The 19,047-nt window shown below is 47.8% G+C and carries 17 protein-coding genes; all 17 read right to left on the bottom strand.

All coding sequences use genetic code 11. The features are described 5' to 3' along the window. Positions 1-83: 83 nt before the first annotated feature. On the bottom strand, positions 84-1,844 hold the full coding sequence (locus tag ACW9SV_RS03650; protein ID WP_479555376.1) for a glycoside hydrolase family 43 protein: 1,761 nt from the start codon (positions 1,842-1,844) through the stop codon (positions 84-86). 250 nt (positions 1,845-2,094) lie between these two features. After that, entirely contained in the window at positions 2,095-3,057 is a 963-nt protein-coding gene (locus tag ACW9SV_RS03645; RefSeq protein WP_479555375.1) for an alpha/beta hydrolase, read from the bottom strand. Between the two features lie 300 nt (positions 3,058-3,357). Beyond that, a complete protein-coding gene (locus ACW9SV_RS03640) occupies positions 3,358-4,209 on the bottom strand; it encodes a sialate O-acetylesterase (protein ID WP_479555374.1) in 852 nt (283 codons plus the stop codon). A 776-nt stretch (positions 4,210-4,985) separates the two neighbouring features. After that, entirely contained in the window at positions 4,986-5,432 is a 447-nt protein-coding gene (locus ACW9SV_RS03635; protein WP_479555373.1) for a GNAT family N-acetyltransferase, read from the bottom strand. 673 nt (positions 5,433-6,105) lie between these two features. Continuing rightward, positions 6,106-6,396 carry a hypothetical protein gene (locus ACW9SV_RS03630; RefSeq protein ID WP_479555372.1) on the bottom strand — a complete coding sequence of 97 codons (291 nt, stop codon included), beginning with the start codon at positions 6,394-6,396 and terminating at the stop codon, positions 6,106-6,108. Positions 6,397-6,484: 88 nt separating this feature from the next. Further along, entirely contained in the window at positions 6,485-7,087 is a 603-nt protein-coding gene (locus ACW9SV_RS03625) for a hypothetical protein (protein ID WP_479555371.1), read from the bottom strand. Between the two features lie 88 nt (positions 7,088-7,175). Next, a complete protein-coding gene (locus tag ACW9SV_RS03620) occupies positions 7,176-7,991 on the bottom strand; it encodes an ankyrin repeat domain-containing protein (protein ID WP_479555370.1) in 816 nt (271 codons plus the stop codon). A gap of 76 nt (positions 7,992-8,067) precedes the next feature. Then, positions 8,068-8,526: a type II toxin-antitoxin system RatA family toxin gene (locus ACW9SV_RS03615; protein ID WP_479555369.1), complete on the bottom strand. Its 459-nt coding sequence runs from the start codon at positions 8,524-8,526 to the stop codon at positions 8,068-8,070. Then, positions 8,527-9,036 (bottom strand): hypothetical protein, encoded by a 510-nt coding sequence (locus tag ACW9SV_RS03610; protein WP_479555368.1) that lies wholly within the window; start codon positions 9,034-9,036, stop codon positions 8,527-8,529. It lies immediately after the preceding gene. Positions 9,037-9,351: 315 nt separating this feature from the next. Continuing rightward, positions 9,352-10,419 carry an SDR family oxidoreductase gene (locus tag ACW9SV_RS03605; protein ID WP_479555367.1) on the bottom strand — a complete coding sequence of 356 codons (1,068 nt, stop codon included), beginning with the start codon at positions 10,417-10,419 and terminating at the stop codon, positions 9,352-9,354. Between the two features lie 87 nt (positions 10,420-10,506). Then, positions 10,507-11,703: an MFS transporter gene (locus ACW9SV_RS03600; protein WP_479555366.1), complete on the bottom strand. Its 1,197-nt coding sequence runs from the start codon at positions 11,701-11,703 to the stop codon at positions 10,507-10,509. A gap of 389 nt (positions 11,704-12,092) precedes the next feature. Further along, positions 12,093-12,374, bottom strand: coding sequence for a tetratricopeptide repeat protein (locus ACW9SV_RS03595; RefSeq protein WP_479555365.1), 282 nt, complete (start codon positions 12,372-12,374; stop codon positions 12,093-12,095). Positions 12,375-12,433: 59 nt separating this feature from the next. Beyond that, entirely contained in the window at positions 12,434-13,300 is an 867-nt protein-coding gene (locus ACW9SV_RS03590) for an alpha/beta hydrolase (protein ID WP_479555364.1), read from the bottom strand. 295 nt (positions 13,301-13,595) lie between these two features. Then, positions 13,596-14,189, bottom strand: a complete 594-nt coding sequence (locus tag ACW9SV_RS03585; RefSeq protein WP_479555363.1) for a hypothetical protein — start codon at positions 14,187-14,189, stop codon at positions 13,596-13,598. Further along, entirely contained in the window at positions 14,189-14,683 is a 495-nt protein-coding gene (locus tag ACW9SV_RS03580; RefSeq protein WP_479555362.1) for an RNA polymerase sigma factor, read from the bottom strand. Before ACW9SV_RS03580 ends, ACW9SV_RS03585 begins: the two co-directional genes overlap by 1 nt. A 174-nt stretch (positions 14,684-14,857) precedes the next feature. Beyond that, entirely contained in the window at positions 14,858-15,433 is a 576-nt protein-coding gene (locus ACW9SV_RS03575; protein ID WP_479555361.1) for a hypothetical protein, read from the bottom strand. A gap of 315 nt (positions 15,434-15,748) precedes the next feature. Continuing rightward, the gene (locus ACW9SV_RS03570) at positions 15,749-18,709 is read right to left on the bottom strand and encodes a M16 family metallopeptidase (protein WP_479555360.1); all 2,961 of its coding nucleotides are present in this window, start codon (positions 18,707-18,709) and stop codon (positions 15,749-15,751) included. Between the last annotated feature and the right edge of the window lie 338 nt (positions 18,710-19,047).

Here is a 19,047-nt window from a genome sequence, read left to right as displayed (position 1 = left end):
TTTTGCGTTTTAGGGCCGAAAATCAAAAATGTAGGCTAAACCACAGGTCAGCTACTGGTGTGAATTACTGCTATCTGGACTTCTTACTGCGGCTGTGCATCATTTGCTGACGTAGCGTACAAGCCTATCAAAGTGCCCGTGAAACCTCCCGCCACATTGGTGGAAAGAATATCTCCCGAGACAGGGCTGCCCAGATCCACGAAGTTCTTCCCATCCGTTGAATAGCTGAACTGGTAAGCATCTCCTTCTGCCTTTACCCGCAGCTGTATTGGCTTTTTATTATCAATTTTTTGGTTGGCAATCACTTTGGAGGCTCCCTTCTCAGTTCTTTCCAGCACCAGGTAAGCGTCTTTGCCTTTCCTTGTCAGGCCGAACACGTAGTTGAATGCCTCGCTTTGCAGCAACGTAATACCCGCCAGATCCTTTTCTGAGGCAGGCTTGTAGTCTAAGGTGGTGGTATAGGTGAAACTGTTATGTTGCTGGCGGAGGAAGAGCGTGGAGGTAGGTTTCACCTCCTTGATGTTGGCCGGGAACGGGTTAATCTGCAAGCCTTTCTTTGTCTGGGAAATAAACGCTTCGCGGGGGCCTCTTAAACTCACCCACCGGTAATCCAGGTTCTTAGAAGTAAAGTTGTCAGAGAAGGTAAAGTTGCCATTGGGGAAGAAGCCTTCTTTCCCAGTTTTGTTTTCCACGCCGGCAGGCGTTTTCAGCTTTGGCTCCATGGGCACAAGTCCATTGACGAAAACCGGAAATTGGCCTGACCAATCAACTGGCAGAATAAATGTCTCGCGCCCGATGTTCACCCTGTTTTTCTCATTCGGGCGAATACCCAGGAACACGCCATAGTGCCTGCCATCGGGGCCTTCTACTAAATCGGCGTGGCCGGCCCAATCTACTTTATTTGGCCTGCTAGGGCTAAGGTACCTTTGCGACAGGATGGGATTGTTAGGGGCAGGTGTAAAGGGGCCTTTGGGGCTATCGCTCACAAACACCACCTCGCTGTGGTTTCCGCCGGTACCACCTTCGGCACACATCAGGTAATACTTTCCGTTTCTTTTGTAAATGTGGGGAGCTTCAATCCAGATCGGTTTTTTGGAGAGGTCAACGCCGCCGTTTACGATAATCTTGTCGGTTCCGGCAATGACTTGGTCTTTGTCAAGGTCATAGTCCCATACCTTAATCACACGGTGCCCTTCATAAAGTTCTGTCCCTTTATCCGGGGCATCATTGTGGACCACATAGGCCTTCCCGTTGTCATCGAAGAAAAGAGAGGGGTCTATTCCCTGGAAATTCAGCTTGAACGGCTCTCCCCAACCCTTAGCCGGGTCTTTTGATTTCACCACAATGTTTCCGGCGCCCCCGGCAAATGCCGTGACAATCATGTAAAAGGTGTCATTGTTGGGGTTGTACTCAATGTCCGGGGCATACACACCGGCGCTGATTCCCGTATCATGCACATCCAACTGCGATACTCGGTCCAACGCGTGCCCGATCTGCGTCCAATTCACCAGGTCCTTTGAATGGAACACCGGTACCCCGGGGAAAATAGCGAAAGTGGAAGCTACCAAGTAGTAATCGTTGCCCTTGCGCGTGATAGCTGGGTCTGGATAGGCGCCTTGTAGAATAGGGTTGTAGAACTCACCCGGTTTCAGGGGATTATCATTGTATATTTTGTCGCTGCCTACGTAGACAGAGCTGGAAAACACCGGGGCGTTTTTAGCCTTCTTTTTTAAATTTTGGCTATTCCCAGGTTGGCCCATACATGAAAATAAGGCCACCAAAACACCGAGCAAAGCTACCCGTCTTTTTCCCTGAGGAGCAGCCCCAAATTTGATTCTCTTCATCTTATTAGAATTTTTTGCTGATTATTTAGTCTAGACTCCTGGCACTTCTTATGGTTTAGAAGTGCCAGGAGAATGGTGTTTGCGGTACTTTTCTGTTTTCGTCCCTGAAACGGTCTTTCTTTTAGGAGGCTCCAGGTTGCTTTGTTTTAACCCACGGGCATTTGTCTTTTCGCATTTACCTACAAAGCGGCAATTGCCTACTAAGCAGTCCGCCCCTTAGGTCAAAACATTCCCTTCACAAAATTTCCGGTTACTTCTTGGCTTGGGGCTTGAGGAATTTGTTAACCTCCAGCCAGTAGATAAAGGCATCAAACCAGCGGTTACTGGTTTTGTCTGGGTTGCCCAAGCCGAAACCGTGGCCGCCGTTCTGGTAAAGGTGGAACTCCACAGGGATGCCCGCCTTAAACCAGGAATCCACCACCCCAAACTTACCGCGGAAAAGGAAATCATCGGTGGCAATCACATTGAACATGGGCGGTGCGTTTTTGGGCACCTCCACCGGCCCCATGCCGCCGTAAATCGGGCCGATAAAGGCCAGTTTCATGGTTTTGGAGTTAAGGGTGGAGTGCAGGGTGAGGCCGGCACCCGCCGAGAAGCCGATCATGCCTATTCTGTTAGTGTCCACACCCCACTCTTTGGCTCTTTTGAGGATCAAGGCATAGGCGGCCTCGGCGTCCTCCAACTGGTTAGACAGGTCTAACTGCGGCATGCTGGGCGGAGTTGCACTTGTACTGGCCGATGCGTTGGCGGAGGGGGCTGGGGCAGGGGCGTTGCGGGGCCGGTCCATCCAAGCCTTGAAGTCCTCAAGTGACTCCGGCGTAGGGTGCAGGCGGTATTTCAGCACGAAGGCGGTAATTCCTTTGTCCGCCAGGGCCTGGGCTACTTCCCAGCCCTCGTTGCCCATGGAGAGCCACCGGTAACCGCCGCCGGGCGCCACGATCACGGCCGTGCCATTCGCCTTACCTGGGGCAGGCAGAAAGGGAGTGAGGGTAGCGGTGGATATGTTCCTAGCCATTGGGTCTCCCCATTGCTTGAACCAGGTCTCAGGGGCTTTCTGTCCCTCCACCCCACCGGTACCTAACGGAATGGCTTTCGGCTCAGCTGGGGCCTTGAGCGGATAGATAGTACCATCCTGCGCCATGGCCGGGGCAGAAGCCACTAATAAGATGGCCAGTATGGATCTTTTAGCCAGTTTTATCAGGTTATAAGTCATGGAGAGATGATTTAATGATCGTTAAAAGATTTGTTTTGATTACAAGAGCTTAGGGTTTCCCTCCTCTTTACTTCTTGGAAACTAGTAGTTGCATAAAAAGCTTTATTCGAGAATCTTCCAGAAAACTGGTGACCAATGAAGATGCCGTTTCCCACCAAATTTGTGATTGGTATCATCACCATGGGCGCAGAGTAGGCAGTAAAAAGGTGTCCTCCGCTGATGAGTTAAGATACTACCTTGGTATGGTTTAAGGATCTACCGTCCTTAATTGCCAGCGTATTTCTTCCTCTGAATATTCTGTTATTCAGGCCGTGCATTTTTATACCCCAATAGAGACAGCATTTTGGCACCGTAACGTCTCCCTAGCTTTCTATATCCTTCGGCGGTGAAATGCAGTTGGTCATCCAGAGCCGTACAACCTTCAGAGGAAATGACATGCGCGTTAGGTATCACTTTGGGCAGTTTGGCGATGATGGCGTTCATGCTGGCGCATTTACCTCCCTGCTCTTCGCTTACCATTTCCCCGGCCAGCAAGGGCACTTTTTTTTGGCGCAGGTTCAAGTCTTTTAACAGGTTCTTGTAGACTCCTTTCACTTTGGTGGGCCAGGTGGTATCACCGGTGTTGGACTCTCCTTGGTGCATCAAAATGCCTTTGATGACCCCGTCTTTCTGTGCCAGTTTTGCCATCTCCACCAAGCGACCATAGGGGTTTTTATCATACGGCTCAAGCGCAGCCGTCATCCAGGAGGGGGCATTGGCTACGTAAGATTGGTAACTGCCTTTTTCAAACAGCTCAATTTTGCAGCCGCCCACCGCTACATTGATAACTCCTACTTTGATGTTGTCTGGAAGGGTGGCTACCAGGGTTCGGCCGAAATAATCAGCTGGGGTAAGGCCAGTGTTGCATCTAGTTAAAGGTGGCGTAGCGGGGTACCATTCGCCTTTCTTCCTTCCCAAGTTAGGGCAATCTACCGCTTCCATGACCATAAACCGTTTATTAGCGGTGGTGTCCTGCGGCTCAAATTTAGTGTGCCCCTCCATGTTGGATTGCCCGAAGCACAGGAAGATGTAAAAATTAGGGTCTTGGGCGAATGCAGCCGTGTGCATAACAAACATCAAGGCCAACCAGGCAAAACTCAGTTTATATTTCATACTAGCTCACGTTTGATTCCGTCCAAATAAGTTTGGCTAGAGTTTAGACTCCTCTATTAGGTTTTCAGCAAAGCAACGAAAGCATTTTAGGGCTGTTTTCTTCTAAACTGTAAATTTTGAAGAAATGCCAACGTTGGCATTAAGGTATTAAAAAATAATAAGTAACAGAAATAATATTTTCTTGCTCGCAAATCACCTTCAGAATGCTGGCTTTGTGAACAAGGTGATTCAGGTGTCTGACCGTGAAACTCTGTTACGAAGCCTGCTAGCTAGAACTTTTCTTTGCTAATTTGGGCCAGGAGCAAGTTGGTTTCAGGATGTTGCTCCTCTTGAGTGCCCGGAGACCAGTTCAGAGGGTAGTCAGGTCGAAGCGCGAACTCATATTTTCCATCGGCGGGGCTTTCTCGGGATTCTCTTTTTAGCCTATTTCTTTGAAATAGTCGAACAAACCAATGACGAGGAACTGAAAACTAGATTCTCTTCCCAAACCCTCACCGGGAACGAAGCCAAAATGGAAATGGAGCAGATTGCAGCCAAGGTAAGCCGGCAGAACTAAGTGGGTACTTCATTCAGACACGCAGAAAATAGTCGGTGCTATGCGCTTCGGTGCTATCTTGAATGCTTTGATTGCGTAGTACTATGTGGAACCAATCTCAGATAGGAAAGGCCGATATAGAATCCTTCAATTGGCTTTTCTTATAATTATATTGCTAGCGGGTTGTATAAACAATGTGCGAGGCCGTCAGCGGAAGCATGTGGTTTATACAATGGCGGCGTTAGTTTCTATTCTTAAGTTCCATCTGGTATAAGTCAAAATTTAAAGCCCAGAAATCTTTTTCAACTTTAGTTAGCTTAAACCCCATCTTCTCGTAAAACTTGTACACTAATTGGGTGGTTCTTACCACTATCAACTCAACTTCTTTGTTTTTATTTAAGTGGTTGATCCTGTACTCTGTCAGTTTTCTGCCAATCCCTTTTCCTTGTGAATCAGGCTTGATAATGTCCCAAGAGATACGGGCGGTTTTTTCTTTGAGAAAATAGTTAATGCCACCCGCCCCAATAATTTCAAAGTTTTCTTCAACAACAAAGTAATCTTCAATTTCATTGTCCAGATACTCTTCTAAATCTTTTTGTTCCATTGGGTCGAAAAAGTCAGGAGTGTTCAATTTTAAAAGGGCGATAACAGAGGCTTTGTCGTTCTGGGTGTAAGTTCTTATTTCCACTTTCTTTTTCTAATTAAAGCCAATGGTCTGGTGTAACTTGGATAATGTTTATACAGTGTGGACGGTAGTAGTTGTGTATTTCAGGTTAAAGAGGTAACCATTGATAACTGTCCAAAATAAGACTGATAGGCCTATTGCAGGAAAACCTCCGAAGAGTAAAAAGGGAAGAAAAGCCAATCCGCTTAGAAGGCTAGTCGTTAGAATGTTAAAGTTAGAGAAAGGGTACTTCAATAGTAGCTTTGACATCGTTAGATATCCTGCAGAACCCGCAAATCCAGCAAGAATTGAGAAGTACTTAAAATGCATATGGCCACTGAAAAGCCAAACGCTTCCGAAGTACATAGCGACAGATAAGATAGTATGTAAAATCCGTCGGTTCGGTGTGTAGGCACCTTCCTCAACGGGAAAGGTGGTTGTTAGAGGGAAACTCAAACCTGGCAGAAATAGCATAGATATCATAAAGGAAGCAGCTAGCAAATCACTAAAATCCATTGACAAGCTGAACAGGTAATAAATCATACCCGTCAGGAGTGAGTTTACAAATATTATATTCCTATTATACATTCAATCATAATTCTATATCGCCAACGGGCTGCGGGTATGAGTAGGAGCATCCCGCAGGGTACTATTGCTTATAGCTAGTGTTGTGATGCATTATTTTTTTCTTGGTCATCTATTTCAGTTCTTCCATTCCATCAGCTGAAGGATATTCTGAAAAATACACATCCATTCCTATAGTATCCATAATTTTCATTGATTTTGACTTTAGCACTCCGCCGCTGCCAGTAGCATCTTCCCGAATGTCAAACCCAATATCCGCCACATAATTATTCGGTATTAAATCCTTTGCTTTTTTATCTAACCAATTTTCAAGAGCATCAATTTGAGTAGGTAAATCCCATATACCATCACAGAGCCAATCTAATTTTTCGCCTGTGTCTTCTATGTAAATGTTTATTGGCATTCGGTTTTATTTAAAGCAACGGGCTTGTGTAAATGACGACGAGACCGTCGGCCAAGGTGCCGTTTATACTTTGTTAACAAATGTAATTTTATCCAACGTAGTCTAACCTCTTCAAAAGTAATTTCTCTCTTTCTACAGTTAAATAATAAATAGTCGTTGACTCTGCGCATCTAATGTCAGCGTCTACCAAGAATCTGTTATCTATGGAGAGAGTGAATTCGTTGGCGTTTTCTCCAAGGCTGAAGGTAAGTCCGTCTGGACACTCGTTGCTGTCTGGTTTGTATCCTTTGGGTGCTGAATTAAAGGAATATCTCTTCTCAAACTTCTTGTTAGCTTTCAAGGAATCCAAGTTTATCAACCTGAGAAAGTCTACCAGGATTTTCTTGCTTGGCTGTGGGAAGCTTAATCTCTGCTCTGCCGTCATCTGAACTGAGTTTTCCAAAATTCGGGCATTGACTTGGGAAATAAGTTCTTCTATCTGCTTATAGTCGCCTTTAACAATCTGCTGTTTTATCTTCATCAGGTGTTTCAGGCCGCCCTCGGGTGTTGATTCTTTGGAGTCCTTTTCTGAGTTGATAGCAGCAGTTACTTTGGAGTCAACGACAGGTGCTTCAGCTTTGGACGAGCCCTCAGAGCAGCTTGATAGAAGAAGAACCATAAAGGCCAACAAGTGGATATATCTTTTATTCATTTCTAATTGTGCTAACGCCCTCGCGTAAATAGTACGCGAGGGCGTCGGCCGATGGTGGCGTTTACACGTTGTTAGCGAGTAGTATTTTCTAATATTTGTCTAAGAACTCTTTGGTGTAATTACTAAAAAAGTAATTCGGCACTTGGGCGCTCCAGTAGTCTACCCCTCGCTCTTTTAGGAAAGCCACAAGCTGCATCTTCTTTTTATACTCTTCCGAATCTAAAGGGAAAACCCAGTGTCTTAGTAAGTCAGTAATCCGAATCTCGCTCCCGTCCGTGCGTACCCCGAAGACCCTTTTGTAGTCGGCTCCTTTTTCCATTATCAAATAAAGGGAAGTCTCCACCTGACTTGCTCTAAGGGATGCATCTAAAGCCGAGCCTCCGTGGCGGGTAACATAGGCGATTTCAGCGCCAGCCTCCACTAACAGCTTCACGCTTTCGTGCCTTTTCTTTGCCGCAGCAATCAGTGGGGTAGCAATCCTATTCGGCTCCTTGTGGTCTGCATCAATGTTTGGGTCCGCACCATGCTGGAGCAATAACTTTACATATTCTGAGGTCTCTTCCTTGTCAGCCGCTACCATCAGGGCAGACGTGCCGCTATAGGAGTCCTTTAGGCTTGGGTCAGCACCGCATTCCAGTAACGCCTCTGCGGATTCATAGCGGTTCATCATCACCGCCCAAATGAGAAGTGTCTTCCCGAAACGCGGCTCCTGGTAGTTTACATCCACTCGCCCAGAAGAAACGATTAGCTTTATCTTCTTTGTGTCCTGCCGCTTAACAGCCTGTGCTAACTTCCATGGCTCACCTTCAAACAAGCGGATGTCGTGGCCATAAAGCCCGTCTATCTGGCCATATAGTGAATGAAAAGAGAAGAAGACACAAACGGTTAATAGCAAACTTTTCACTTACTCTTTGAATTTGTTATTTGATATTCTCGTTAACGGTTGGGCTAAAAAGCGTTTTAATGCTTTTTAGCTGTTGTTATGCCTTGGTGCTTTCTTTTTCAAGGCAGTTCTTTAAATCAATTAGTCGCTGCCTAACATTATTTTGCAAATTGATTTTAATAAGCTTTCCAATAATGGAAAACGGAAACCTCAGAGAAAATGAATATAAAAATATTACCTCTGTTTCCTCCTTACTAATTTCTTTAAAAGTCCAAGAGCCTAAAAAGGAACTAAACATGTACGGCCCTTTTGTCATTTTTACTGCTGTTACTTTAGGTCTGTTATAGGAAACATATTCTGTCTCCATTCCAAGGCCGTTCTTAGCAACGCAAAATGCTTTTATCCCCTTATCTGCTTTAACGGCTCCTTCAATTAGTTCTGCTCTTTGTAAAAAAGTATCCCATGAAAGTCGTTTATTATAGTCTTGGGTATAATCAAACACTTTTTCTGACTCTTCTTTTATAATAATTGATTCTGAGAATTTTATAGAATCCATTTATTCAGAATTCTTTTTAATTGAAACTAATAAATACCGTTGAAATGCCCTAAGAATAATTTTTACAGGGAAATTAAATAAAAGGTAAAATCTTCTATCAATGCTATATTCTGTCTTAAGCTGCAAAGTAGTTCTATCACCATCAATAGTTAAAAAGTAAGCGCCTGAAGGAATTCTAAAAACACCTTCTGAAAGTTCAAAGAAATAACCAACACGAAAGCCTTTTTCTGGATTAAATGAAAAAGAGTATTCTTGTAAAGGCTTCCAAGCAATGATTTCTTGTATAAACCTTTTATCAGTGTCAAAATAAGCAATTCGCTTTCCTCCCTTTCCTTCTGAAAGAACTTCAGCTCTTAAAGGTTTTGGAATGTCCAGTAACTTAAAAATAAATGGGTCGGAGAATTTTTCAATTTTAACATTAGTAATGTTATCCCAAATTATTTCAGGCTTTCCATTTATTTCAATGGAAGAGTCTATGCTTTTAGTAATATGGGTACTGGTCTTGCTCACTTATAATTTGTTACTTTTTATCTTAGCATGAGGCATAACTACTGTGTATAAGGACCTGCTCCAGTTATTGCTGCTTTGTTTGTAGCCAAACTTCCGTTTACACGCTCACCGTTGGTTGGATAAACGGAACCGCGCTGCCGAATATACTATATACTTCAAATATTATATGAGCCCTTTCTGCTTTCGGCTTCTTTTTCCTAAAACGTACTAAAAACAAAGGAGGAGCAACTCTGCAGTTGCTCCTCCTTTGTTTTCATCAAGAGGTAAATCGTCTTAAATACTTTTTTCTTTTAGCAAGTCTAAGGCCAGCTACTTCTACGGAATCAACCGGTCTTTCCGCAACTGCTCAAACAGGTCAAAGAAGGACTCATCGGTTCTTTGGTAGACGTGGAAACCCAGTTGGCGGCTTTTGGACATATCGGTCATGACCTCGATGGGGCGCCCCAGGTCCAGGTCGGTGTGCCAGGCCGAGGCCAGGCGGTCCAGGTTGGGTTCTGCAAGGTTGTATTTCTCGGCGATCTGCTGCCAGAGCGGACCGTCATTGGCTAACTCCGCTTCCAGCGGATGCATGGTACCGTCATAGCCCACGGCTTTCACGCCGAACCATTGGGCCAACTGGTACCACAGTTTGTTCCAGCGGAAGTACTCGCCGTTGACTACGTTGAAGGCTTCATTGCGAGCGGCTTCAGTGGTGGCGGCCCATACCAGGTGCTTGGCCAGCACACGGGCATCGGTCACGTCAGAGAGGCCGTTCCATTGTGCGGAGGAACCTGGCCAGTGGAACGGCCGGCCGGTCTCCTTGCAAATGGTAGCGTAGACGGCCAGGGTGGTGCCCATGTTCATGAGGTTGCCCACGGCTTTCCCGATGATGGTGTGTGGCCGGTGGATGCTCCAGGTAAAGCCATCGCGCTCGGCGGCGGCGTACACTTCGTCTTCCTGGGCATAATAGAAGTTCTCCATATCCAGGCGCGGATGCTCCTCGCGCAGCGGCGTCTCGGGCAGGAACCCGTCTTTGGCGTAAGCCTCAAACGGTCCCAGGTAATGCTTCAGCCCGGTCACCAGCGCCACGTGCTGCACCGATTTCTTCGGCGACAACACATCCAGTAGGTTCCGGACCATGGCGCTGTTCACCCTGATGTTCTCGGCCTCGGTTTCCTGGCGCATCCAGCTGGTGAAAAACACGTGCGTGGGCGTGATGTCGGCTAAGGCGGCCTGTAGATTCTCGGGGCTTTGCAGATCAGCGGCTACGGGTTGCAGGCCGGGTACATCGGTTTTGGGGTTGCGGGCCAGCCCGAAGGTGGTCCATCCCTGGGAGAGGAGTTCCTGGGCCAGGTTGCTGCCCACAATTCCGCTGGAACCCACTACTAGTGCTATCTGATTCATGGTGGTGTCTTAGGTTGAGAAGTGAATGAAAGGGTGCTTTCGTTTCGCACCTGTTTTCGTGGAAAATACCCCTTTCCACGAAAGAGTTTACGCGATGGCCAGTTTTCTGGCTTTCTGTCTATGTGCCGCTACCAGCAACAGGCAGAACAAAACCCCGGTAAAGGCCAATGCGGCGCCCACATACTCCGGAGACGTATACCCGAACCCGGCGGCAATGGGTAACCCGCCCAGGAAAGCGCCTAACGCGTTGCCCATGTTGGAAGTAGCCTGCAACAGGGAGGAAGCCAGCATCTCGGCACCTTTGGCCTGCTGCACAATGAGCATCTGCATGGGCGCGATCACGCCAAAACCAATAGCCCCGATGAGGAAGGTCATGAGAACGGCTGTCGGTTTGAATTGCACCATCACCACGGTGAGCAACAGGGCGGCCACCATGCACAGCAGCAGGCAGGTAGTGGTGGCCAAGGGAGAGAACCGATCGGCCAACCGACCACCCACAAAATTGCCCACGACCATGCCCAGGCCTGCCACCACCATGATAATGGTCATGACGTTATTGCTGAAGCCGGCTACCTCGGTCATGAGCGGAGCGATGTAACTGATCCAGGCAAAAAAGCCGCCGGTGCCAATGGTGGAGATGCCAATGATATACCAAAGCTCCTTGTGCTTGAAGATGTTGAGGCTTTTGAGAAAGCTGGTCTCCGACTCTGATTTCACCGAAGGCATCCAGACTTTCACCGCGAACGCCGCTACCAAGGCAACGGCCGCAATCAACGCAAAGGAAAACCGCCAGCTATAGTTGTGGCCGATGAAAGTCCCCAAAGGCACCCCAATAATGTTGGCGACCGTAAGCCCCGCAAACATCACCGATACCGCCCTTGCCTCGCGGCCGGGTTCCGCTAATTTGCTAGCCACCACGGCGCCTATGCCAAAGAATGCCCCGTGCGGCAAACCGGCCAGAAGCCTGGTCGCCATTAATAAGGGATAACTGCTCATCAAGGCAAACAAGCCATTGAAGATGCCCACCATCAGCATCAGGCCAATCAGCACTTTTTTGGGCGGCATGTTGGAGGTGAGGCCCACCATCAAAGGCGCGCCAATCACCACGCCCAAGGCGTAAATGGAAATGAGGTGGCCCGCTTCCGGGATGGAAATGTTAAGGGCTTTAGACATATCGGGCAGAATACCCATCATCAGGAACTCGGTCATTCCTATGCTGAAACCGCCCAATAAAAGGGAAATCAGACTCAGTTTGAAGAGGGGAGGGTTGTTGGTACTTTTCATGTAAGCGTATTGTTGGTCATCCGAAGATGGTAAAAGGAAGGCTGTGCTTTCCTGCTCTGGATGAGCCGGAGAAAGCACCCTAGCCGGTTTGCCGTTTAAAGGTAGGTAAACATATGATCAGCCAGGCGCAACAGGTTGGTATGGTACAATACACCACTACCTTCAAAGAAGCACCTGCCGCGCTAAAAAGTAAATACGAATTAGGTCTAACGGTCTTGAAGTGTGGATGTTCCCCTGAAAAAAGCAATTAGGTATAAACCCCATTCTTCCTTTGAGGAAACTGAGGCAGCGTTTTAGTCCTGTTTTCTCTAAAACAGCCCAAAAACGAAGAAGGAGCAACCCATGGCCGCTCCCTCTTCGTTTTACAAATCAAGCTATGTGCTGGAACCTTACTGACCGGCTTCTAGCTGCTTCAACTTGCGTCTGGTTTCTGCTACTTCCTCCAGAGACAGAGCTTTCTTAAATGCTTCTATTGCTTTCTTCTTATCGCCTATGGCCAGATAGTAATCTCCCATAGAATCATGTGGGTTAGAGCTGGTGGGATAGTTGTCTATGTTCAGCTTGAAGAACTGGTAGGCCCTTGCATACTGCTTGTTACCCAGGGCAATGTAGCCAAGCGCGTTCACCGTCCCCGCTGAGGGCAGCACCTGGTACTGTAGTAGGGCAGACACGGTACGGAAGTGGTTTTTGAGGTAGTCTACGGTGACGGTAGAATCTTTTAAGTCCTTATCTAGCTCATATTTTTAAAGAAATACCGCAGGGCGTCATACTGCGCCGGGAACGGCACCGAGCCATGGTTGTCTTCTGGGTAATATTTCCAGGCCCAGGCCAAGTTCTTGCTCTTTCTGAGCGTCTCCCTGAAAAGCAGGTGATTTCTCACATTATGATTGCCTTGGGTTTTGTCCTGCACCACCCGCACGGTATCCATTCCCTTCTCCATGGTGTTGGCAACAGCATAGAAGAGGCTTTCGCCGGCATAATCTTTTTGAGTGAGTACTCTCTCGGCCTGTTTCATGATGAGTTGCTTGTCCCACCAAACGCTAGGGTCAATGGCCACGTAAGAAGTAAACAGGGCTGGTTGGTGCACCAGGGCCTGCAAGACGGTCAAACCACCCAGGGAGTGCCCCACTAGCATGCGGTATGGCTGGGTTTGGTACCGCTTTTCAATGTACGGCATGAGTTCCTTCTCCAGAAAGGCCATAAAGTTGGCTCCTCCGCCTGAAGTCTTTAAATCGTTGGTTGCCCTTCCGTCTGCGTAGAACGGATAATGGGTTGGCGTCAGGTCCCTCACCCGGTCTGGGCTTTCAATGCCTATTATGATCATTTCAGGCATTTTGCCTTGTCCACTCAGATATTCTACTGTGCCGGCCATGGACGTAAAAAAAGCGTCTCCGTCTAACAGGTACATCACCGGGTATCGCGTTTTCGCGCCATCACCAGATTTAGGCACATACACCCACAAGTGTCGGGCCTCTTTTAGAATAGCCGAATGGATGGTTTCTTTGGTGCCGATGGTGATTAGGTTTTCGTTCTGCCTGGCCGCCTGGCCAAAGCAAAGCGCCGGAAGAAGTAATAAAATGAAGAGAATTGCTCGCATGAGAGGTGAAGGGGAGAAAGGGAAGGATGGTTAAAAGTTGTTTAAGGATTGATATTTAAAAGTAAGCTGATTTTACCGATCACTCATAAGAAAATCCTATATATAATTACTTGTATGTTTTGCAGCTGGTTTGCATCATAAGGGAAGTTGTTGTTTTTACCCTGCTTTTAGTGAAAACAGCCCAAAAACGAAAAAGAGACAACCAGCAGTCGTCCCTTTTCCATTATTCATTATTTATGAAACTCCCTGCTACTATAGCAGTATAAGCAGTTTGTATAAGTGCTGGCGTTCCATCTTACCTTTCAATATCGGTGAGTAGGCTTTCCATCTCAGTTAAAATCTTGTTGTAGGACCTCAGCACCCAATAGGCGAATCCCAGAAACACTGCCGCACCTACGGGCACCATTAACGTCCAGAGGTAAGGAATCTGAGTAAGGTCTTTGCCTTTGATGGCCGCAAAAACCGGCAAAGAAGTAAGCAGTAGCACTAGTCCTAAAAACACATTGATTTTCTGCAATCTCTGAAACCTGATTCTCTGCCAGGCGAAGGCTTGAATGGTTTCTACATAGGTAGCCACTGAGATGTTTACACCCCTGACCGCCCGCACCGAGGCCAGCGACAGAATGGGCAACACTAACAGCACTACAATGGTCAAAACTGCCAAGATCTGCATCCAAAGTCCTTCTATCTTGGTAAGGTGCACACTCACGTACCCGGCGGCCGCATAGCAAACCAAGGTGCCTATAAATTCAGAATACTTGATTCTGTTCAACCGGGAGTGGTAGTTCTGGCGGGTTGATTTCTCTAATAATTGGGTGTTTAAGGTTTCTTGTTGTTCTACTCGTTTGCTTAGTTTCCCCCAAGCCTGTTGCATTTCTTCCAGTTCCATTATGCAGTTTGTTTAACTAGTTGCGATCTTAATTTCTCTTTGATGCGAGAGATTCTGGTGCCCACGTTGCTGAGGCTAATCCCAATGATAGAGGCAATCTCTTCATACTTCTTTCCTTCCAGAAACAGCAGAATGATACCTCGGTCCAGAAGGTTGAGGCTCTGAATCTGGGTGTGTAGTTGCTGAATCTGCTCTTCCTCGGTCTTGTCATAGTCCTCAGCAAACCGATCCGCCTCCAGTTCCAGGGGAATGGTGCTGACTCTTCGCTTGGTTTGCTTGAGGTGCGAGATGGCCGTGTTCAGGGCCACCCGGTACATCCAGGTGCTCAGTTTAGAATCCTGCTTAAACGTCCCAAACGACTTCCAAAGCTGGTACACAATCTCCTGTTTCAGGTCGTTTCGGTCATCTGCGGTGTTGGTGTACATAGCCGACACCTTACAAATCAAGCCTTTATTCTCTTGGATGACGCTGGTAAACTGGTGGTGTAGGTCCATCTAAATCAATCTTCACCCCATTAGTGTAGCAAGCCAACAGAAAATCACAGGTGTAGGAAGAATTATTTTAAAGGCGGGAGGAATAAGCGTTATTAGCTTGTTTTGGTGAAAACAACCTGAAAATGGAGATAGGCTTCACCAGCAAAAGAGCGGATGGCCTTGGCAGCTAAAAGATTAAGCTTGGGTGGGTTGCTTCCGCATCAGTTTTGAGAAAACAAACAAAATAGATGGTCTTAAGATGAGATAGATCACGATGGTGATGGCTGAAAAAATGAGTCCGAAGGCAGTAGGCAGAACCACCCCGAAGGTATAGGTCATTCCCAGCACAAAACCCAACAGGCACTGCGCGCGGTAAACAGGCAGAAATAAAGCTAGGGCAAATAATCCCAATAGCATGTAGTTGGGCACCTCCATGTAGCGCAGGGTGAAAAAGAAGGAGAGCACAGCGCCAAACAGCAAGGCTCCCACAAACCCATAGAGCACAGGTTTCAGTGATTGCAAGGCAACAAGATGCGTTGCTTCCTGATTATTGAAAATCCTTTTCTCTATGCGGTACAACAGAATCCAGGTCAATACCGGCAACAGAAGCGCTCCCCACCAATTGGATAAAGAAGGCAAACTTTCATCTGCTAGAAGATGGTGGCTGGGCACGCCTCCATTATACTGCTGATAACTTAACAGCGACCAAATAGCAATAGCTACCAGCGCCGTAAACCAAATCCTTACCTTAAAAAATGATGCCTTGTTCATAATTCAATTCTTTCAAGGAGTAGAGTTTAGCCTTTTGCTTATGAGTCGTATGCTTTGCATACTTATTACTTAACTTCTGTGTAAATATGTCTACTGGTCAAGCTATTGAGTTTGTAAAGCAGTCTACTCCTTGTGTTCGGGCTTTCTAATGAGGTGGTTCAGCTAAATGTAGATGTATATTTAAGGAATACTATATAAGCGTTTTTAGCCACATCGTTTCTAACCTATGTTCATAAAAACAGCCCTAAAACAAAGAAGGAGCAACCAATAACTGCTCCTTCTTCTAAATTCTAATAACTAGGAAATCACTATTGGCTAGTACCCGAACAGCTCTTTCAAGGTCAGCTGCTTCACAGTGCCGTATTTGGCCAGTTCCTTGAAGTTGAGCCTATCTTTGGAACCGATGACCAGAATGGTCTGGTTCTGTCCTTTCACAAACTGTTGCTGGAAAGCCTTGATCTGATCTAAGGTAAGGGCATCCAGGCTCTCGTAAATATCACGGCGGATATCATGGTCAATGCCCATTTTGCGAGCTTGTTCATAGTTCATCAGAATACCCACCTTGTTAATCCGCTCGGTGGCGATGCTGTTGCGCACCGAGGCCTTAGCGTTGGTGAAGTTGGTCTCGGCCAAAGGCAGATCGTTTAACAGTTCCTGCATACCGGCCATGGCTTCGGGTAGTTTGTCTGACTGGGTGCCGATGTACGACATGATGTAGTTGGCGCGGTCTTTCCGGCTGGCATTGGCAAAACGTGAGCTAGCCGAGTACGCCAAGGCACGGGACTCACGGAGTTCCTGGAACACAATGGCGCCCATGCCGCCGTCAAAGTACTCGTTGTACAGCCTGATGGTAGGGACCAGTTTAGGGTCATAATTGAGAGACTTGGTCAAAAACAGCAACTCGGCTTGTACCATGTCATAGTTCGTCCAATACACTTTGCGGTCTTTGATGTCCAGCTCCTTGAAGGCATTCTCCGCCGGGACCGGTTTCAGAGCAGCCGGTACAATATGGCCGGTGTTGAGCGTGGCGGTAATCGCCTGCAACTCTCTGGGACCGTAGTAAAGCACCCGGTGCTGGTACGTAGGAATGCTCTTGATGCGGGACACCAACTCAGCGGGCTTTACTTTCTTCAGTTCCTGCTCGCTCAGGATATGGGTGAACGGGTTCTTAGGGCCGTACTTGGCATAGTTCACCATGGCCACGCTGTGGATGATGTTTTTGTTCAGCTTGGCGTCTTTGCGGTCTTTCAGGATACCGGCCACCATGTCATCCAGGGCTTTCTGATCGGCTTTGGGATTCTGCAGGAGGCTTTCAAACAGCTGTAAGCCCTGTTCTAGGTTCGCGTCTAAGCCGGTGAGGGAAACATAGACCTGGTCCTGACCAGAGGAAACGCCAAACGAGCAACCAATCTTGAAGAACTCTTTCTGCAGTTCCTCGGCAGAGTATTTGTCAGTGCCCAGGTACTGGAGGTAATCCACGGCCAGACCCAGTTTGAGGTCATTGTTGGTGCCCATGTCCAGGATGTAGAACAGGTTGAACAGGCCGTTTTCCTGGTTTTTGGTGTAGTACACCGGAATGTTGCTCTTCAGGCTGCCCTGCTGGATGTCTTTTTTGTAATCCACAAACTGCGGCTGCAGCTCAGACACGGTGCGGCTGGCCACTTGCTTGTAAAACTCAGACTGGGCCTCACGGTTGGCCGGCACCGGCGTAATGGTGGGTTTCTCTACTTTCTGTGCCGTTGGGTCCTGGCCCGTGCGCTTGTAGATAACGGCGTAGTTGTTCCCGTAGTAACGGTTGGCTACGTCCATCACATCCTGTTTGGTGATTTTCTCAAAGTTCTCTTCCTGTTTGAGGTACTCGGCCCAGTCCTGGCGGGCAATGAAGGCATCCACAAACGCGGTGGCGCGGGCGGCGTTGCTCTCGTAGGCCTGCATTTTGCTGATCTTGTTTTTGTTCACGATAGCCGGAATTAACCAATCCTCGAACTGGCCTTTCTTCACCAACTCAATCTGTTGCAGCAACAGATTTTTCACCTGGTCCAAGGTCTGGCCTTGGCGCGGGTTCCCGGTCAGGAAGTGGGCGGAGTAGTCGTTGTAGATCTCAGCGAAGGAGCCGGCACCCAGGGCCGCTTGCTTCTGGTTGATGTTCAAATCAATCAGACCCGCTTGCCCGTTGCTCAATATCTGGTTTATCATGCGCAACACCAGGGCATCTTTTGATTTAATGCCCGGAAAACGGTACGCCATCAAGAGCATTTCAGACTCAGGGCCTAGAATCTCTTTCACAATAGGAGCCGTGATGGGCTTCTCCTGCGGAGCGGTATACGCCGGATCGGCTTTCTTCTGCCAACGCCCGAAATGCTCGTTCAGGGTCCTGATGGTCTGGTCAAAGTCCAGGTCGCCGCTCATGGCAATTGCCATGTTGTTGGGCACGTAGTATTTGTCAAAATACTTCTTGATCTCGGTAATGGATGGGTTCTTCAGGTGCTCCACCGTCCCAATGGTGGTCTGGGCGCCGTACTGGTGCGTGGGGAACAAGGCCGCGAAAGCCGCTTCAAAGGCTTTGTTCTGGTCAGAGTCCAGCGAGCGGTTTTTTTCTTCGTACACAGCCTCCAGCTCGGTATGGAACAGCCTCGGGATCATCACACCCAGACGCTCTGCCTCTAGCATGGCCCATTTGTCTAACTGGTTGCTGGGGATATCGCCGTAATAGATGGTCTGCTCCACCCAGGTGCTGGCGTTGGAGTTGTTCATGCCCATGGCCGCCACCAGTTTGTCATACTCATTGGGCACTGCGTATTTGGCAGCCACCCCCGAGATGGAATCAATCTGGTGGTAGGTTTTCTTGCGCAGGGCCGGGTCTTTCTGGGTGCGGTACAGCTCGTACAAAGCCTCAATTTTGCCCAACTCTTCTTTTTCCTTTTCCCAGTTAATGGTACCTAAGCGCGTAGAACCTTTGAAGGCCATGTGCTCCAGGTAGTGCGCCAGACCCGTGGCATCGGCCGGGTCGTTCTTGCTACCGGCGCGCACAGCAATGTAGGTCTGGATTCTGGGTGCATTCTCATATTTGGTCAAATATACCCTGAGGCCGTTGTCCAGGGTGTAGATGCGGGCTTTCAGCGGATCGTTAGGAACGGTAGCGTACTTGAATTCCTCTTTTGCCTCTGCCGCAGGGGCCGGAGCTGGGGAGCTCGCCGTTTGGGTAGGGGTGCTGGTCTTGCACTGGGCAAACAGCAATGCGCCTACCATATACAAGGATAAAAATCTTCTCTTCACAAGGTTTGGGATTAGGAATCAGATGATGATCAAATATAGGAAATGCAATAGATTATTTCCTGTTTATCCTAACGGTTTTGATGGGGTGGAAAGTGTGGGGGGCTTATGGCTTGGTTTTGGGGAAACAGGGGAGATGGGTTGTGGGCGTAGCTTTTGTTAGTCTGTTTCTCTTAGCTTTAATGTTGCAACTTGGCTTTGGTGCGCTCAAGGCCGCGGGGCCTCGTCTTTCGGCAGAGCGCTTCTGTTTTAGCCTTGGCCAGCAGGCCTGCCGCATGCGCGGCACCAGGTCTAAAACAAAGGCGCTCTGCCGAAAGACTGGAAAAGGGATCTTCAAACTT

The sequence above is a fragment of the Rufibacter sp. JT20002 genome (assembly GCF_056491185.1).
The sequence above is the reverse complement of the archived record's forward strand: the minus strand, read 5'-3'. Positions and strand labels throughout refer to the sequence as shown.

What these genes read in the sequence shown, in the direction of transcription:
- ACW9SV_RS03650 (WP_479555376.1), bottom strand. Translation starts at nt 1,844, where the DNA reads ATGAAGAGAATCAAATTTGGGGCTGCTCCTCAGGGAAAAAGACGGGTA.
- ACW9SV_RS03645 (WP_479555375.1), bottom strand. Translation starts at nt 3,057, where the DNA reads ATGACTTATAACCTGATAAAACTGGCTAAAAGATCCATACTGGCCATC.
- ACW9SV_RS03640 (WP_479555374.1), bottom strand. Translation starts at nt 4,209, where the DNA reads ATGAAATATAAACTGAGTTTTGCCTGGTTGGCCTTGATGTTTGTTATG.
- ACW9SV_RS03630 (WP_479555372.1), bottom strand. Translation starts at nt 6,396, where the DNA reads ATGCCAATAAACATTTACATAGAAGACACAGGCGAAAAATTAGATTGG.
- ACW9SV_RS03625 (WP_479555371.1), bottom strand. Translation starts at nt 7,087, where the DNA reads ATGAATAAAAGATATATCCACTTGTTGGCCTTTATGGTTCTTCTTCTA.
- ACW9SV_RS03615 (WP_479555369.1), bottom strand. Translation starts at nt 8,526, where the DNA reads ATGGATTCTATAAAATTCTCAGAATCAATTATTATAAAAGAAGAGTCA.
- ACW9SV_RS03605 (WP_479555367.1), bottom strand. Translation starts at nt 10,419, where the DNA reads ATGAATCAGATAGCACTAGTAGTGGGTTCCAGCGGAATTGTGGGCAGC.
- ACW9SV_RS03600 (WP_479555366.1), bottom strand. Translation starts at nt 11,703, where the DNA reads ATGAAAAGTACCAACAACCCTCCCCTCTTCAAACTGAGTCTGATTTCC.
- ACW9SV_RS03590 (WP_479555364.1), bottom strand. Translation starts at nt 13,300, where the DNA reads ATGCGAGCAATTCTCTTCATTTTATTACTTCTTCCGGCGCTTTGCTTT.
- ACW9SV_RS03585 (WP_479555363.1), bottom strand. Translation starts at nt 14,189, where the DNA reads ATGGAACTGGAAGAAATGCAACAGGCTTGGGGGAAACTAAGCAAACGA.
- ACW9SV_RS03580 (WP_479555362.1), bottom strand. Translation starts at nt 14,683, where the DNA reads ATGGACCTACACCACCAGTTTACCAGCGTCATCCAAGAGAATAAAGGC.
- ACW9SV_RS03575 (WP_479555361.1), bottom strand. Translation starts at nt 15,433, where the DNA reads ATGAACAAGGCATCATTTTTTAAGGTAAGGATTTGGTTTACGGCGCTG.